Raw genomic sequence first — 16995 nt, forward strand, 5'->3', positions numbered from 1 at the left:
TGGAGAAAACAATGAATATATTTTTATTTATTAAAAATATATGATGGTATTCTATGGATACGATAATAAATATTAGGCAAAGAATTAAATCTCTGCCTAATATATTATGGGTTAGTATTTATATTCAATACCTAACCAATAGTTGCGACTTTCTTCAATATAGCCATTGGTATATTCATAAGACTTATCAAATAAGTTATTCACTGAGCTATTGACGGAAACGCCTTGCCCTAAGTCATAATCTAAACGCAGGTCAGTTTTAGCAAATCCGCGCACTTTACTTTCAGCATCCACATAGTTAAATGCCCAGCTTCTGGCTTCTTCAGTCACCGTAATACTAAACGGTTCGTAAGGGGTAAATTTTACCCAAGCAAAGGCTTTATGGGTTGGCAGCTCAGCCACATGCTTGACGCTGTAGTGTTTTGGATCGGCATGAATATACCCGTAGCTTAAACCTGCTTCCATCCAATCAGTAATTTGGCCTGTCGTGCCTAAATCAATACCGAAGTAGTCGACTTTTCCGCTATTGCGGTTTTGTAGTAAATCGCCACCATCGTTATTTTTTCCGATATGGTGTGCCATGATGGCATCCGATACATGATTATAATAAGCGCTAGTTGTATAGGTCCATTGAGGAGTAACGTATCCTTTATAGGTTAAATCGTAGGTTAGTGCACGTTCTGCATCAAGATGAGGATTGATCTCGAAGGAGTCTTTATTTCTGATTTTATTCTTTGTATAGCGTTCTTTTTGTGTAGGGAAACGACTTCTTTCAGAAATAGAGAATTGTACTGTGTCTTCATTTGCTAAGTGGTAACGCGCCATGACTTCCCAATTAAAGGCATTTTGGTTGTTGCTATCATAGGTTTCAATGCCAGTGACGACATTCTGCTTATTATAAATATAACGTTTTCCATCATCGCTTTTACGCCAGTCGTAACCAATACCACCAATAATATCTAGTTTATCAGTTGCAACCCATTGGTATTCAGCAGCAGTAGACCACGTTTGGTCTTTATAACGATCAAATGGGACAACCTTATTACCACGAGAACGGTGAACGTCTTCTTTCCAGTGTGCGGCGAATGACAACATATCGAGTTCACGCACGGTGAAATCAACACGCATGTCGGCACCGTTGCTGTAGTCATCGTAACGGCTGTAATTCATATTCCACTTTTTGTATTCGTCATAGCTAGTGCTTTTCACCTTACTTTTAGCATCAGTATATTGGTGAAGGGTATTTTTAAAGCTATCGTGATAAATCCGGCTTTGTAAGGCAATATCACTGGTTATCTGTGTTGTTCCGTTAAAGTAAATACTTTCTTTATCGTATGCAGGCCATTGCCAACGTTGTAATCCTTTTTTTACATCGGGAGCAATATCTGTAGCGCTATCTTTTTGTCCATCTTGTTTAATATAGGTCACCACATACTCATCGCTTTCTCGAGGTGTCCAACCTGCTTTAATCATTAAGCGTTTATCATCACTAGATGAGTTTGTTCTGCGGCCATGTGTGCCTGCAAAAGCATTATTATCATCAGAGCCAGGTAAGCCAGCAAAACGCTGCTTATACTGGCTACCACTGACTTGAATAAACCCTAAGTCATTGCGGCCACCTAATCGTGCGCTAATATTGTGGGCATTATCTGCACCACGAGCAAAACCTTGGTTTAAGCTGATATTGGCTTCAAACGGCTTTTTCGGTGTTGCGGTGGTTAAGTTAATTGCACCACCCATCAAGTTTGGCCCTTGCAGTAACGAGGTATAGCCCGTCGAAAGCTCAACACTCGCCAACTCGCTAGTCATAAAGCGGCCTAAGTCCAACGTACCATCATAGGGCACGTAGGTTGGGATACCATCAAAGAAGATAGGTACTTGGCGGCTATCGAAACCACGCACATTCACCTGTGTTTCGTTACGATTACCTGATTTTTGAATAGAGACTCCTGGCATGGTGCTCAATGCTTGCGCTACGTTGGTTTTATTCAATTGCTTCATTTGTTCTTCAGTGATGACATTGGCATCCGCTGCAAGTGGCGTACTCCAAACAGACATCACGTCAGTATTTTTCTCTGCTTTAGGGTCAGATGCGGCGTGCCCTTGTGCTGCGAATAAAGCCATCCCAACTAAATAGGTTATTTGTTTTATTTTCATTATGTCTTTCCAGTTTCATTAATTACGATATATTATTTTTTATATAACGATGTGCGTCATTAGCCATAAGTCAGTACAGCCTATGGGGGTAGGCTGTTTTAGCGAATGGTTTTTTAACGCAGACTTCTTAGGTTACTGCTTAAAAATCTTCACTTTTATATCTCGAGGTGCCGCATAATATGGTGCGGAAGTCACCAACAATGGCACGCCTGTTTGGGCGAATTCTTCAATGGTTTTTAAATTGATTCCACCCGCTAAAGACAACTGACAAGGCCGATTCTGCGCGTTAGCCAGCTGCTGTAATTGCTGAATTTGGTTTGTTGGCAATTTATCGAGCTGCACAATATCTGCTTGCGCTTTGATGGCAAGTTCAGCTTGTTGATAATCGTCGGCTTCCACAATGATTAACTTTTCGGGTGCATTTTGGCGTAAAGCTTGCACATGCGCATTCCAATCATCTGGATTTTCAAGGCACTGGCGATGGTTAGTAAACAGCAAAATACTTTCTGCGCTGCCTGTTCGGTGAATAATGGCGCCTCCTGCCAAAATCGCAGTTAAGGCAAGAGGCTTAGTGTTTGGAATGGTTTTTCGCGTACAAGCGAGTTGCCCATTAGGTTGATACTGGCGCAAAATAGAGACCATTTGCTGGGTGTAGTGGCTAACACCCCCGCACCATTCAAGGACGTTTTGCACCGCTTTCCAGCCTTGATGTAACGCTTCAATCGGCCCTGTGGCACGAATTAAAATACTTTGCGGTTCGACAATCTGCCCATCATGAAAATGGCATTCACAGGTAATCCCTAGCTTTTCTAGCATGCGTTTTGCAATGTGAATACCACTGACGCAGCCCCCTTGCTTGGAGGCAAATGTCATTACGCCAAGTTGTGAGTGCAGCCCCAAGGCGCGGGTGGTTAAGTCTCCATATTGAATATCGTCTAACAGCAGCTGGTCAATTAATGCATCAGGTAGATAAATCATAATGTCAGTTCCGATTCATCCACAACATCCCACGAGACCATCGCCCAGTCCCTTGATGGATAAGATATTTTCTTACCTGATGCTGTTTGAACATCGTAATAGTGGCGAAGAATATCCGTTTCTTCTGGCGTGATATTTTTGAGTGACCAATTGACACTATCTACAAAGGCTTCAAAGTTATCAAAGCCGCCTTTATTTGGGCTCTTAATAAAATCGACACGGGCATTGATACCCATTTGATGCAGGATGTTCACCGCATAAATATAGGTTGGCAAACGAATTACTTCACGGCCAATTTCACGGATAATATTTTCATCAATAAAGGTTGGGTTGATGGTATGCGTGGTGTAAACGCGCAGTTTTGTCTGGCGATTTAGCTTAAGTAGTGCCGCTTTTAAATCATCGACTAACGTTGAGCGGGAAGCGACGGATATATCCACTTTAGGCAGAGTTGCCCAACTGTCTTCCCAGGCAAGTTGCTCAAAGTGGGCATTGGGAATACCAAGTTCTTTAGCGCGAAGCCGTGCCATCTCTAGCATGCCACCGCTGTAATCAATACCAATAACCTCTTTAAATTCATTGGCAAGGCACAGGCTAATCGAACCTGGGCCACAGCCCACATCTAGCAAAGTGTGTGCGCCCGTAAAATCCATCAGTTCACGAAAGCGTACTAAATAGGGGTCATTAGGATTTGCACAATTTTGTGCCATTTGCTGGGCTTTTTTATCCCAATGTTCGGGTTCTTTGCGGGTTCTATGCGCTTGCTGCATATGCTCTTGGTACATTTTAGAAAAATCAATTTGGTTGATTAACATGATCCCTGACCTTAATAAGAAAACGTTGATGGAAGCTGGAAGTGAGCTTGAATACTGCGCTCATCCACATTATAAAGTGCTGCCAAGTTAGTAAGTGTTAACATACTTTTTGATAAGCCTTGTCGCGCTTTTTGTTGTTTGTCTAGCAAAATGACGTTGTCAGCGATGGCGGCGGCGTGTTGTGGGTGATGGGTCGACATCAACACGGTCATGCCATGGGCTTTCAATTTCTCAATTTGCTCAAGTAGGCGAATTTGGTTACCAAAATCGAGGCTAGCGGCAGGTTCATCCATAATCAGTAGCAAGGGTTTTTGTATTAACGCGCGGGCGATTAAGACTAATTGTTTTTCGCCGCCACTGAGTGTGCTGTAAAGGCGAGTCGCAAGGTGAGGGATGTTCAGCCGTTCGAGTTGTTGAAGAGCTTGGTTTTTTTCGCTATCACCAGGGACAGAAAATAAAGAAATATGAGGGGTTAAGCCCATCATAACCATATCTAATACAGTAAAGGTAAAAGGCGTATCGTGGGCTTGTGGTACGTAAGCAATCACTCTTGCGATGTCCCGCTGTTTTAGCGTTTTTATGGACTGATTATTGAGCGAAATTTCGCCATGGATTGCGGGTAGCAAACCTAATAACGTTTTCATTAAGGTGGTTTTGCCGCAACCATTTGCACCCAGCAGGCAAGTAATTTCCTTTTCAGGTAAGGAAAGATTGATGCCATCAATGATTGTGGTGTTGTGGTAGCCAATGGCAACGTTATTAAGGGTCATTATCGTCATTTGACCCGCCTTGTTTGCAATAAAATAGCCAAAAAGAACGGTGCACCGACCGCAGAGGTGAGGATCCCCAACGGTAGTTCAATGGCGGCAATTGTACGAGCGAGGGTATCCGTGATCAGCAGCATAATTGCTCCAATCGCCAGTGATGCAGGGAGCTGGTAACGAAAGTTAGCGCCTACTATCATCCGAGTGATATGGGGGACAATCAACCCTATCCAACCAATAATCCCCGCAATGGATACCGCACTCGCCGTGAGTAACGTGGCGCAGACGATAAAGATAGCGCGCATTAAACTCACATTAATACCAAGGCTTTTGGCTTCTTCATCCGATAAGCTCAGCAAATTCATTCGCCATCGTAATAATAGCAGGGGAATGATGCCGATTATCATTAATGGCAAGACGGACAAAAGGTCTTCTTGCGTAATGGATGATAACCCGCCTAACAACCAAAATGTAATTGAAGGTAATTGGGTGTAAGGGTCTGCCAAAATTTTCATCAAAGAAATGGCAGAGCCACAAATGGCGCTGATGGCAACACCGACAAGGACTAACGATAAAATTGGATCATGTTGGCGTGCAAGACGCGCAATAAAACACACGACGGCCACGGTGATTAAGCCCCCAATAAAGGCGGCTAACTGAATATAAATCAATGATTGTCCAAAGAAAATACCGACAACAGCGCCAACGCCAGCACCTGCTGAAACCCCTAAAATATCGGGGGAAACCAGTGGGTTGCGAAACATACCTTGGTAAGCCGCACCTGCAATGGATAGTGCTCCGCCAATAATAATTGCAGCTAATGTGCGAGGGAAACGTATTTGCCAAAAAACGGTTTCATTACGTGGGTCACTAACATCAACTTGAGAGGAAAATAAACTGGCAAATAGGCGGTACAGTTCATCGAGGGTAAGTGAATACTTACCACTCGTTAAAGCAATCACTAAGCTAACGAATAAAATGAGAATTAATAATAAGGGTTTAACCCCTTTGTACGTCATTCCACTCATGATTTTTCCATCAGTAAATCAACCTGCTCAGAGGTTAATGGTGAATGATAGAAAAGGTCAAAGAATTCAGCGATATCTTGCTTTATCGTCGCGGCAATATGGCCATCAAAGTGGCTTTGTAAACGGCGCATGCCAAGAAGGCGGTTAACGCCAGGAGGGCCATCTAACCAGCCAAATGGCATGCCCGTAAAGACAAGCAATTGCTGATTGGCGATAGCATCTAGCCCTTTCCACAGTGGTGAGGACGTCATAAATTCAATGGCTTCATCATATTGCGTTATAATAATATCAGGGTTCCATTGATAAAGTTGCTCCATGGAAATGGAGGTGAGCCCGCGAAAATTAGGGATATCCACGACGTTACGCAAACCGAGCATTTCTATCGCTTCGGTATGAATCGAGCCTTTAGCGCCTGTTTCTAGCCCTTTTGCCCCACGAGCAAGGTAAAAGCTTAATGGTTTTTGTTGGGGTTTATTAGCAAAGGCAACCGCATCATCCAGATAACGCTGGGCGAGTTGGCTGAGTTTTTGTGCTTGAGGTTCAACACCGAGAGTTTCACCAAGCTGAGTGAGTTGTTGGGGGGAGTCTTTTAATCCACCGGCAATCAATAAATAGGGAATATTGGTCTGTTTCGCCACTTTCTCTGCTTGTGAGCGATAAGTATCATCAATATTGCCAGTGTCTATAATTAAGTCAGGGTTATAGGATAAAAGTTGTTCTAATGATAGCGTACTGCCTCGACCCGCTAAGCGGCCGTAAACGGGAAAATTGCGCCATTGTTGTGCGAAAAGCCCAGTATGGCCTTTGTTTAGTGAAATCGAAGCAAACCCCACCATTTTTTCTGGGGCAAGAGCAAACATCAGTAAATCAGAGGGTGGTCCCGAGCTGATAACGCGCTGAATATGGCTTGCAAGAGGAAGTTCGCCAAAGAGTGCTTCTTCGACAAAGCGCTGGCCTTTAGCGAAACTAGGCAAACTGTAGAAAGCCGCAAGTAAGGCACTGGATTGAAGAAATTGTCTACGATTGATTGCCATAATAAATATGAACACACCCGTTATGATAATAGTTATATAGCGCGAAAATTAGCGGAGTCATAGTAGAGAGTCAACCTGAAAAGTCGAGTTGTTAGAAAAACTCGACATTTGTGTGATGTAAATCAGTAACAAACATTGCTATCAATAAAAAGATAGCTGAACATAGAGAACGTTAATTTAATGAATATCACTTTGGACTTATGAAGAAGAAAAGACCCTCACTGCAGGATGTAGCAGATCAAGTCGGCATCACGAAAATGACGGTGAGCCGTTTTTTACGTAATCCAGAGCAAGTTTCAGAGCCTTTGCGCGAGAAAATTGCCGAAGCGCTCGAAAGTTTGGGCTATATTCCCAATAAAGCCCCTGATATTTTGTCAAATTCAACTAGCCACGCGATTGGTGTTTTGCTTCCTTCATTAACTAACCAAGTCTTTGCGGAAGTGATCCGAGGGATAGAAGCGGTCACTGATTGTCATGGCTATCAAACCATGTTAGCTCACTACGGTTATTTACCTGAAAAAGAAGAAGAAAGGCTAACCTCATTACTCTCTTATAACATTGATGGCGTGATTTTGGCAGAGAGGACGCACACTGAGCGCACCTTACGTATGCTAAAAACGGCAGGCATCCCTGTTGTTGAGATTATGGACAGTGTTTCACCTTGCTTAGATGTTGCCGTGGGGATTGATAACTTTGAAGCTTCTCGCCAAATGACACATGCGATGATAGAACGAGGTTGTCGCAAAGTGGTGTATATCGGGGCGAGGCATGATGAGCGAACGTTTATCCGCTTAAAAGGCTACGAGCAAGCCATGTTAGATGCCCATTTAGAGTTCCGTAATGTGATGACACAGGAGAGCTCATCTTATTCGCTAGGGGCGAAGTTATTGCATGATTGTTTAGAGAAGTACCCCGATACAGATGGGTTGTTTTGTACCAATGATGACTTGGCGATAGGGGCGATATTTGAATGCCAGCGGTTGGGGATTCATATTCCACAAGACTTAGCTATTTCAGGTTTCCATGGGCACGATGTGGGTCAAGTGATGACACCGAAATTGGCCAGTATCCTTACGCCAAGAGATCAAATGGGGCGCAAGGCGGCAGAAGTGCTCCTAGCCCGCATGTCAGGTAAGAAGCTTACGGAGACGCACTTTGATGTGGGGTTTTCTGTCCTTACCGGCGAAAGCATCTAATTATTCCTCGTCATACTTCGCGCTGTCGCGTTGTTGCCTGCACTCGCCAACCCTAGTCACATACTTATGTATGCTCCTAGGGCTTGGCTCGATTGCCGCCTAGCGACACCACGAATTATTTAGAGGAATAGTGCGGCGTAATATAAAGCTAAACTACATTGTATACACTAAAAGTGTTAGCTGCTTTCGGCCACTTGGGTCACATACTTATGTATGCTCCTAGGGCTTGGCTCGATTGCCGCCTAGCGACAACACGAATTATTTAGGGGAATAGTGCGGCGTAATATAAAGCTAAACTACATTGTATACACTAAAAGTGTTGGCTGCTTTCGGCCACTTGGGTCACATACTTATGTATGCTCCTAGGGCTTGGCTCGATTGCCGCCTAGCGACAACACGAATTATTTAGAGGAATGTTTGAAGGGGAATGCTTGAAGAGAAAGAATAAATTTTAAATATACTTTTTGTTTTTTATTTACGAGTTTTGCTTTGTTCTTCACCTGCCTTTTCTGATTACAGATTGAGAGTGGTATCACAGATCTGTTCTCTTATTCGCCAATTTGATTGCAATAAATCCGTACTGATAATAATGTTACCCGTAACAACGTTACCGGTAACATATTACTGGATGATGAAAAGAATAGAACAACAATAAAGCCTAAGGAGTTTCCTATGAGTGATACCCAAAAACAAAACTACACATTTGTCCTAATGGGGGTATCGGGTAGCGGTAAATCTGCTGTAGCAAGCGGTGTTGCTCAGCAATTGCAAGCGGCCTTCCTTGACGGTGACTTTCTGCACCCTAAATCGAATATTTTAAAAATGGCATCAGGGCATGCTCTAAATGATGAAGATCGCCAGCCTTGGTTGGTGTCGCTGAACCAAGCCATTTTTGCTATGCAAAGAACGAATGAGATTTCGTTAGTGGTATGTTCTGCACTGAAGAAAGCTTATCGTGATATTTTAAGAGAAGGTAATAAGAACTTATTTTTTATCTATTTAAAAGGCGATGCTAGCGTTATTGAAGAACGACTCAAAGCGCGTAAAGGGCATTTTTTCAAGCCAGAAATGCTCAAAACGCAATTTGCTACTTTAGAAGAGCCAAATGAAGCAGAAACTGATGTGCATGCGGTTGATATTCGCCAGCCTCTTGAAGACGTCATCGGTAATACCTGCTCAACGATTACACAGGTTGTCGCAGGAGATAAAGTATGAATACCGTTGAAACACTCAGTACGCTCACGTTGGTGCTCACCGCAGTGGGCTCTGTTGTTCTGCTGCTATTTTTAGTGATGTACGCACGCTTGCATGCTTTCGTCGCGTTGATGATTGTTTCCATAGGTGCAGGACTATTTTCAGGGATGCCTGTGCAGCAAATCACGGAAACCATGCAGAAAGGGATGGCGGGAACATTGGGGTTCTTGGCAATCGTGGTCGCACTCGGTGCGATGTTCGGTAAGATTTTGCATGAAACAGGCGCATTAGACCAGATAGCGAATAAGCTACTTAACTTGTTTGGTGAGAAGAATGCCCATTATGCAGTGGGTGTTGCTGGGCTAATTTGTGCACTGCCTCTTTTCTTTGACGTGGCTATTGTTTTGTTAATCGGTGTGGTGTTTGCCGTCGCAAATCGTACTGGTCATAATGTTGTTCGCCTTGCTATCCCATTATTTGCCGGGGTTGCAGCCGCAGCGGCCTTCTTATTACCTGGGCCAACACCGATGTTGGTTGCATCGCAAATGGGGGCTGACTATGGCTGGATGATTTTAATCGGCTTGTGTGCCGCTATTCCAGGTATGATCTTAGCTGGACCTTTATTTGGTAATTTTATCAGCAAGTTTGTTCATATTGATATTCCTGCGGATTACCAAGCACCTAAAACAGAGCATGGCAAAATGCCAAGTTTTGGATTCAGCTTATGTTTAGTGCTGTTTCCATTAGTGTTGGTGGGTTTAAAAACGATTGGAACACACTTAGTTGAGAAAGGGACCCCACTTGAACATTGGCTAGAATTTATTGGGCACCCTTTTACTGCATTATTGTTAGCCTGTTTACTAGCAATCTATGGTTTAGGCTTCCGCTATGGTATGGATAAAGAAAAAGTCATGGCGGTGTGTTCTGCGGCTATCCAACCTGCTGGGATTATCTTGCTTGTAACAGGTGCTGGTGGTGTATTTAAACAAATTTTGGTGGATTCTGGTGTTGGCCCTGCGCTAGGTGATTCTTTAATTGGTGCTGGTTTACCTATTGCTGTTGCGTGTTTCGTTCTCGCGGGAGCTGTACGTGTGATCCAAGGCTCAGCAACAGTAGCTTGTTTAACAACAGTTGGTTTAGTGTTACCTGTTATCAATGAACTCGGTTACTCTGGTGCGCAGTTAGCCGCACTCGCAATCTGTATTTCAGGTGGTTCATTAATTTTAAGTCATGTGAATGACTCAGGTTTCTGGTTGTTCGGTAAATTTACGGGCGCAACAGAAGCACAAACCCTGAAAACGTGGAGTGTGATGGAAACGATTTTGGGCACGACAGGTGCGGTTATAGGAATGATTTTCTTTGTTTTTTTGTAAGTTAGCACAGTAAGAAATTATTGATATTCATACATCACGAAAGCCTTCACTTCACATTGAAGTGAAGGCTTTTTGATATTTAGTTCAATGTAATTTTAGGAATAATAATTTCGTTTCTCTGTTTTTTAGCTCCTGAAACAAGCCGAATATTTGTATCCGTAGGGGATAATGCAATATGTTGTGTAAAAAGAGGTAATAGCCCCATATCATGGGTGGAAAAGAAAATAATGGAATTTTTTAGGTTAAACTCATTGATGAGTAATCGGATAAATACTATCGCATCATGCGTTGCCATAAACGAAGTTGATTCATCTAAAAAGAGAATTTCAGGCCTTTTGAATAATGTAATAGCTAACATTAACTTCTGTTTTTCACCAGTTGAAGCTTGAACGTCACTGATGAACATATCATCCAATGTTTCTTTGCTAATATTCAGTCTTGGGCAGCATAATTTGATTATATGAATGATGATGGCATTGTCGAAAATGCCATGAAGGTTAAAGTTATCCCGGATGCTGCCATTAATAAAAGTAGAAATGCCAGAATGATAAGCCACTTTTTCTTGAAAATAACGTACGGAAATTTCATTGAGCTTCACGTCATTGATTGTTACTTCGCCAGTATAATTTGTTGATGTGCCATTCAGTACATTGATAAGAGATGTTTTTCCAGAACCAGATAGGCCTGTGATACCGATAATATCACCTGCTTTTGCTTCAATATTCAGGTCATTAATAATTGTTTTTCCATTGAAACTTATCGCTATATTTTTTGCATCAACACTGTTTATAGAGCCGATTAAAACACCTTCTTCTTTGTAATTAATGATAGCATTTTGAGTTAGCTGATTAATACTCGATTTAATATGAAATAAATGTGTTTTGGCTACAAAACAGCGGTTAATTGTACTTGTGATCGAAGCTGAAAGCCGGCCATTAATAATGAGTACTGCAATTATTGATGCCAGGCTAAGCGCTCCGCTGTCGATAGCTAGATAACAGGATACATACATGACTATCATCGATATAAATGAATTCATTTTAATGACTTCCATCCAATGATGATTTGCTTCGTTAAGCTGTAATTTTATTTTTTCATCTTCATTGGTTTTAGCATCAATATAGTATTTAAAATGCGAATCATTGATAAAGTTAAGCTCTTTTTTCTTCTGCTCTAATGAGTAAAGCATAGCGGACTTTTCATAATTAAGCGTATTTGCTTTTAACATATTTTTATATGATTTAAAACGAATATGTAGGCAAAGAAAAACTAGTCCTGTGTAATAGAGTAGGAGAAAAATGGAGAAAAACCCGAGCATACCTATGATGCATAAGGAAAATAAAGCTGTAAGGCCAATATCATAAATTATTTGTGGTCTAATTTCCCATATTTGTGAAATAGATGTTTCAATGGTTCTGATTTTGATGGCCGCATTTTTGCAATTAGATTTTCTCAATAAATTAATAAAATATCGATTACATATACCAATATTTAACTTAATCTTTTTTAGATTTTTTTCATGAATAAGATGTTTAAGAAAAAATTCAAATCCAACAACAAAAAGAAAAATAAAACTAATATAGATTAAAGATGTAACTGATTCGCTATAGACTAACCTAGAGTTAAAAAGGTTAGAGTATAAAGGCAATAATAAAGCGAAAAGGATTAAAGGTAGAGAAAATAAGTTTGAGTTAGGTGTTAGTTTTATCAATGATGAATATATTCCATCTTCACTTAATGGCCTTTCACTAGCTCTAAAGAAAAATAAATTTTTATTTTCAAGAAGTTCTTTATTAATAATTTCATTGGTCGTCAGGTTTATAAATTTATTTCCTTGATTTTTAATGACTATATACTTATCTTCAAAAATTTCCATTATGAATAATGTTGGCTTTGCAGTATCGTTATTATAATCTATAGCAGCATATTGGTATGTGAAAAAATCATTATCAATAAATTCATTAATATGTGTTAAAATATATTTTTGGTCATAGGATAATGATGATGACATCAGTGGCTCACCCAGTAAAAAAAAATATTTCTTAATTGCTTCATGAAAATTATGTTCTTTCATTATCGTTACTCTTCAAATAACATGTGTTAATATTTTCAGTATCTTCAATAGGTGAATTGGCCGTTACATTAACTTTTTGAATGTTTCGTTTAATTAATATTGTGTTATAGATAGTGTAAGTTAATGCTGCATCTAAGTTTAAGTTATGACCATAACTACAATAAAGGTCGATATTTTTAGTTTGAGTTTTTTTTATTGCTGTTAAAACCTCACTACTGAATATCAATGATTTCATCATTTTTAAGTTAACATATTCACCTTCACCTGCACCTTCACCTTTATCTTGATAATCAACATTCATTAAAACTGCTTTATTTTTATTTTTATTTTTTTCCTCTGTTAATGCGCTTGCTAAGACGTTTGCTAATAGTACTGACATGAGGAGTATCATGGTTGCAACGGCTGCTGATAAAGCAGAAATGAAACCTAACATATAATCACCATACGTTGAATGAAATATTATCGCTAATTAATGCCGTTAAGTAACTCAGAACTGATACTTTCTTACTTGATATATAAACCATGACAGGTAAACCATCATGTTCAGGTAAAATAACAGTATCTTGTATAGGCGTTATTTGGATTGAATAAAAACGTTCATTACTCATCCGTTCTTTATCTGCAAAAGAGTCTGCACTAATTTTTGTCACTTTTCCAAGAATGATTTTCTTGAATCCAGGGGAGTTCACAATCACCTTTGCTGGAAGCTCGAGACTAATGAATGGTCGATATTTAGCAAGTACTTTTGCATCAATAACCCGAGAGTCTTGATTCTTTTTGATCACCATAACAACGTTTGAAGCTTCAACATAGGATCCTTGCTCCAGATCTTTTTCTATACTTAATACAATACCATCAGTTGGGGATAGGACACTATTTGCTCTAATTTTGTTTTGCAGTAATTCCACTTGACCTATATTTTCTAGCCTTTCTTTTTTCAGTCGATTAAGTTGATCTTCATTATCCTGTATTTCACTAATTAATTTAGTTGTATATTTTTTTTCTGATAATGCAATTTCTCTTAGTAACCCTTGAGCATTCAACTCCCCTGTTGTTACTAATGAGGTTGTTCTGCTGATATCTGCATTATTATTCAGTTTTTCTATTTCAGGGGCTCCAGCTGAAGCCAATAACTTTCCTTTTCTTTTTAGAATTGTAATTTGATTTTTTAGCTCAATTAAATCTTTATTTTGAGCAATATACTGCTCTTTTAGGTTATGGATCTCCATGTGTAATAAAATATTTTCATATAACCCTTTATAAGCACTGAATGTCTTACTTTTTTTATGGGTGGTTCTAGCAAGAAACTCTGATTCATTATTAATATCGCCATCTAAAATATTATTTAATAATTTTTTGTTTTCCTCTAGTTCACTAATTCTGTCACTAGCAAAACTAACTAAATTGGTGAGTGTTTTCTCTTGATGAAAAGTATCCAAGTTAGTATATGAAAATAAAATTTGGTCTTTATTAACATTATCACCTGTTTTTATATTAAATTGATTAATAAAACCCGATGCAGGGCTTACAATCTCTAAACGATTAGATGTGCCAGAAATAACCCCCTCACCAGGAGAAGAAACATCAATTTCAGCAAAAATTAAATATGTTATAAATATGGATATTATGCCTATGAAAACACGAATTTTTTTCGATGTACGGAAAATGTTACTGATGCAGTTTTTTAATTTCATTTATATTTCCAATTAGTTGTATATATTCCATCTTATTTTTCATATCTGAAATCGTTAGTTCTGCAATACGCCTTTCTATTGTCAGTATATCGAATAAGGTATTGACCATTTCGTAAAATGACGACTGTGAAATACTATATTCTCGCTCTTGGCTTTTTATAATAGAGTACATAGTATTACGTTGCTCTTGGAGTCCTGCCAATTCTGATTCGTTAGAGGATGATATCAATTTTAAATTTTTTATTTTTGCAGTGAGTTCTTGATATTTATAATCAGCTTTTTTTTGTACGGCGGAATATGTTTTTAGCTGAGCTGATTCGGAAAAAATTTTGTCAATATCAAAAACATTAACTTTGAGATCTAATCCAATATAAGACTCATTATGACTTCTTTTTTTCTCGGCATACTTTTCTTCTGCAATTAAATTAATACTGAACAGGGAATTTTGCTGATAAGCATTTTCTTTTATGGCATCTGCTTGCATCTTCAGCATGTTGTAATCTATATTTTGATTGGTATGGTCATTATCAATAAAGGTTGACTTTAAATTTTTAATTAACCTACTAGGAACATTAACACCTTCTTTAGGAAAGGTAATACCAGAGATCACTTCAATATTCGATTTATATTGTTCGATTTCCTTTTCAATGTTTTTTCTTTCTGTCTCAATGCGTTGCATTAGCAATGTTGCTTGCTCAACATCACTGATTTTGGCAACGCCACTATTATAGCGTCGGTTAATTAGGTTAAAGATATCTTGTGCATTATGATGTAATTTTGTTGTGCTTTTAGTTAATTCAGATAGGAAATGAATGCCAATTAAATTTCCCGTTACTGCTGTATAAAGCTCCTCTTTTTCTTTATTGAGTGCAAGCTCAGAAATTTTTAGCTTGAGATTCTTCTCTGAAAATCGATGCATTAGAGCGCTGTCATAAATCAGTGATGTTGCCGTCAAGCTTCCATCTGCTGGCTCTTTGTTATTTTTAATCTTGCTAGTAGCAGATACTTTGGGTAAATAAAAATATTCAGTTTGTTTGGCTCGATATCCTTCAGCTTCTAGTTCTAGCTCTTTTATTTTTACTGAAGTTGAATTATTTAATACTTTATCAATAAATAAATTGAAGCTTTCACTATTTGCAAAACAATGATTGATAGAAAAAATAACCATAGAAATAGCTAATGTATAATATATTTTACGCATGCTTTAATCCATCGATAGCAATGCTATCATTTTGTTTTTATTTTCAAGGGATTTTTCTTTCATCCATTGCGTGGTTTTATTGATTTCTAATATAATTTCTGCCATTTTGGCATTATCAATTTTTCTCATGTTTTTTTCTTCAGTTAAGTGATTTTCGAGTATTTCTTTCCAATCATCATGAGATGTTTTAATCGATTTCAAAACATTAAGATTTTCCATCGTACAAGATGATAACGTTGCTAAGTGAACAGATATTTCCTTGGCTAAATCATTGTTTTCTGAAATGGAAATTATTTTTTCAGCGATATTAATATTGATATCTTTTAATGAAGCCAGCTTTTGTTGAATATCATCGATTTCGTTGGTGTATTTTGAAATAGATTCCTTTTTCTCTTTTTTCTGTTCCTTTTTATAAAAGAAATTAAAGAAATTTAGACTAATCAAAAGTAAAACTGAGATGGCTACACCAAGAATTGAGGTTAAAAAAGCAAATGACATTGAATTTAGTGCCATAGAGATAGACGAAATCATGGCATTCATTTTTTCCGAGACATCCCCATCGCCACCGAGTGATGCAGAAATCGCAGTTATCATCCCTGTTAAACCGATAAATGTACCAATTAGCCCTAATGACACACTAACAGATGCAGAGAGTTTGGTTTGGTTAGATAGAAAAATATAGTTTTCCTGTTCATTCCGTTTGAAAGTTTTGTGATACAAGAAAATAATTAGCGGATAAATATATATACCAATCATGGCATAGCTTATCTCGGGCGCTAATAAAAGACATTGTGCTATCATTTCTTTAACTTCTTTTAGTAAAAAAGAAGCTGAAAAAGTCACCGCATAAAAGAATAATCCAATATAATACATATTATTTGTAATCCCAATAGATACATGAATTCCATCCTGAACAATACTCACTCATTCCTTTTTCAAAAAGTACAGTTTTATTTAATTCAAGATTTTTTATTAATGATGCTATATAAATAAGGTTATAGATGTTTTTATCTTCACTTTCAGATATGTTATTATCAACATACCCTTTCAATATTATTTTGTTACCAATGCTATTTTTAAATTCCTCAATTAGTACTTGAGCGTTATCTTCTTTTAAGTTAATGCCTCCTTTGAAATAAATAACTCTTTTTTTTATATCAATATGAGCACTTTCAAAATTAAGGTTTTCATAGTTTATATATGAGATAACGTTTTTCATGCCACTGAATATAAAAACCATAGAAACTAAAATTATAATACATAGTGTTCCACTTAATCCATCAACCATGGGGGCGAGTTCTTCATCCGAGCCATCATAGTCCTCTTCTTTCATTTTGTTTTTAACTCCATGAGCATTCTTTACTGCGAGCTATTATAGGTATTATTATCTTTAGCTCATAAGATAATCAGCTCAAAATAATGGAGTATCAGTTCATATGGCGCTGTGAGTCTAATTATTTTTTATAAATCCTATATAATGTAAAAAT

At 38.5% G+C, this 16995-nt stretch carries 15 protein-coding genes; 3 read left to right on the plus strand and 12 right to left on the minus strand.

The annotated features are described in order from the left end of the window. Nucleotides 1–111 precede the first annotated feature (111 nt). The 6 genes from M1F05_RS02130 to M1F05_RS02155 form a co-directional block, all read right to left on the minus strand. Nucleotides 112–2157, minus strand: coding sequence for a TonB-dependent receptor plug domain-containing protein (locus M1F05_RS02130; protein ID WP_206086231.1), 2046 nt, complete (start codon nt 2155–2157; stop codon nt 112–114). Between the two features lie 132 nt (nt 2158–2289). Next, nucleotides 2290–3135 carry a ModD protein gene (gene modD, locus M1F05_RS02135; RefSeq protein WP_206086232.1) on the minus strand — a complete coding sequence of 282 codons (846 nt, stop codon included), beginning with the start codon at nt 3133–3135 and terminating at the stop codon, nt 2290–2292. After that, on the minus strand, nt 3132–3950 hold the full coding sequence (locus tag M1F05_RS02140; protein WP_206086233.1) for a class I SAM-dependent methyltransferase: 819 nt from the start codon (nt 3948–3950) through the stop codon (nt 3132–3134). The genes modD and M1F05_RS02140 overlap by 4 nt, the downstream gene beginning before the upstream one ends. Before the next feature lie 11 nt (nt 3951–3961). Beyond that, on the minus strand, nt 3962–4729 hold the full coding sequence (locus M1F05_RS02145) for an ABC transporter ATP-binding protein (protein WP_206086234.1): 768 nt from the start codon (nt 4727–4729) through the stop codon (nt 3962–3964). Beyond that, complete coding sequence (locus M1F05_RS02150) at nt 4726–5733, minus strand: FecCD family ABC transporter permease (RefSeq protein ID WP_206086361.1); 1008 nt, start codon at nt 5731–5733, stop codon at nt 4726–4728. The genes M1F05_RS02145 and M1F05_RS02150 overlap by 4 nt, the downstream gene beginning before the upstream one ends. A gap of 5 nt (nt 5734–5738) precedes the next feature. Then, a complete protein-coding gene (locus M1F05_RS02155; RefSeq protein WP_206086235.1) occupies nt 5739–6776 on the minus strand; it encodes an ABC transporter substrate-binding protein in 1038 nt (345 codons plus the stop codon). Between the two features lie 200 nt (nt 6777–6976). Here M1F05_RS02155 and gntR point away from each other — a divergent pair, with 200 nt between their 5' ends. The 3 genes from gntR (at nt 6977) to gntU (ending at nt 10539) form a co-directional block, all read left to right on the plus strand. Further along, nucleotides 6977–7972 (plus strand): gluconate operon transcriptional repressor GntR, encoded by a 996-nt coding sequence (gene gntR, locus M1F05_RS02160; RefSeq protein WP_206086236.1) that lies wholly within the window; start codon nt 6977–6979, stop codon nt 7970–7972. Nucleotides 7973–8644: 672 nt separating this feature from the next. Beyond that, nucleotides 8645–9187 carry a gluconokinase gene (gntK, locus tag M1F05_RS02165; protein ID WP_206086237.1) on the plus strand — a complete coding sequence of 181 codons (543 nt, stop codon included), beginning with the start codon at nt 8645–8647 and terminating at the stop codon, nt 9185–9187. After that, nucleotides 9184–10539, plus strand: coding sequence for a gluconate transporter (gene gntU, locus M1F05_RS02170; RefSeq protein WP_206086238.1), 1356 nt, complete (start codon nt 9184–9186; stop codon nt 10537–10539). Before gntK ends, gntU begins: the two co-directional genes overlap by 4 nt. 79 nt (nt 10540–10618) lie before the next feature. On the opposite strand, the gene M1F05_RS02175 is transcribed toward gntU, so the two are convergent. From M1F05_RS02175 to M1F05_RS02200, 6 genes are read right to left on the minus strand one after another with little or no spacing between them, the layout of a single operon-like run. Continuing rightward, complete coding sequence (locus tag M1F05_RS02175; protein ID WP_272516363.1) at nt 10619–12613, minus strand: ATP-binding cassette domain-containing protein; 1995 nt, start codon at nt 12611–12613, stop codon at nt 10619–10621. Next, entirely contained in the window at nt 12600–13046 is a 447-nt protein-coding gene (locus M1F05_RS02180) for a hypothetical protein (RefSeq protein WP_206086240.1), read from the minus strand. The genes M1F05_RS02175 and M1F05_RS02180 overlap by 14 nt, the downstream gene beginning before the upstream one ends. A 4-nt stretch (nt 13047–13050) precedes the next feature. Further along, nucleotides 13051–14307, minus strand: a complete 1257-nt coding sequence (locus M1F05_RS02185; protein ID WP_206086241.1) for an HlyD family efflux transporter periplasmic adaptor subunit — start codon at nt 14305–14307, stop codon at nt 13051–13053. After that, entirely contained in the window at nt 14282–15508 is a 1227-nt protein-coding gene (locus tag M1F05_RS02190) for a TolC family protein (RefSeq protein ID WP_206086243.1), read from the minus strand. The genes M1F05_RS02185 and M1F05_RS02190 overlap by 26 nt, the downstream gene beginning before the upstream one ends. Nucleotides 15509–15511: 3 nt before the next feature. Continuing rightward, on the minus strand, nt 15512–16432 hold the full coding sequence (locus M1F05_RS02195) for a hypothetical protein (protein ID WP_241016894.1): 921 nt from the start codon (nt 16430–16432) through the stop codon (nt 15512–15514). After that, nucleotides 16383–16841: a hypothetical protein gene (locus M1F05_RS02200; RefSeq protein ID WP_206086244.1), complete on the minus strand. Its 459-nt coding sequence runs from the start codon at nt 16839–16841 to the stop codon at nt 16383–16385. The genes M1F05_RS02195 and M1F05_RS02200 overlap by 50 nt, the downstream gene beginning before the upstream one ends. Nucleotides 16842–16995 lie beyond the last annotated feature (154 nt).

Source organism: Providencia sp. PROV252 (genome assembly GCF_033676005.1).
Taxonomy (GTDB): domain Bacteria; phylum Pseudomonadota; class Gammaproteobacteria; order Enterobacterales; family Enterobacteriaceae; genus Providencia; species Providencia vermicola.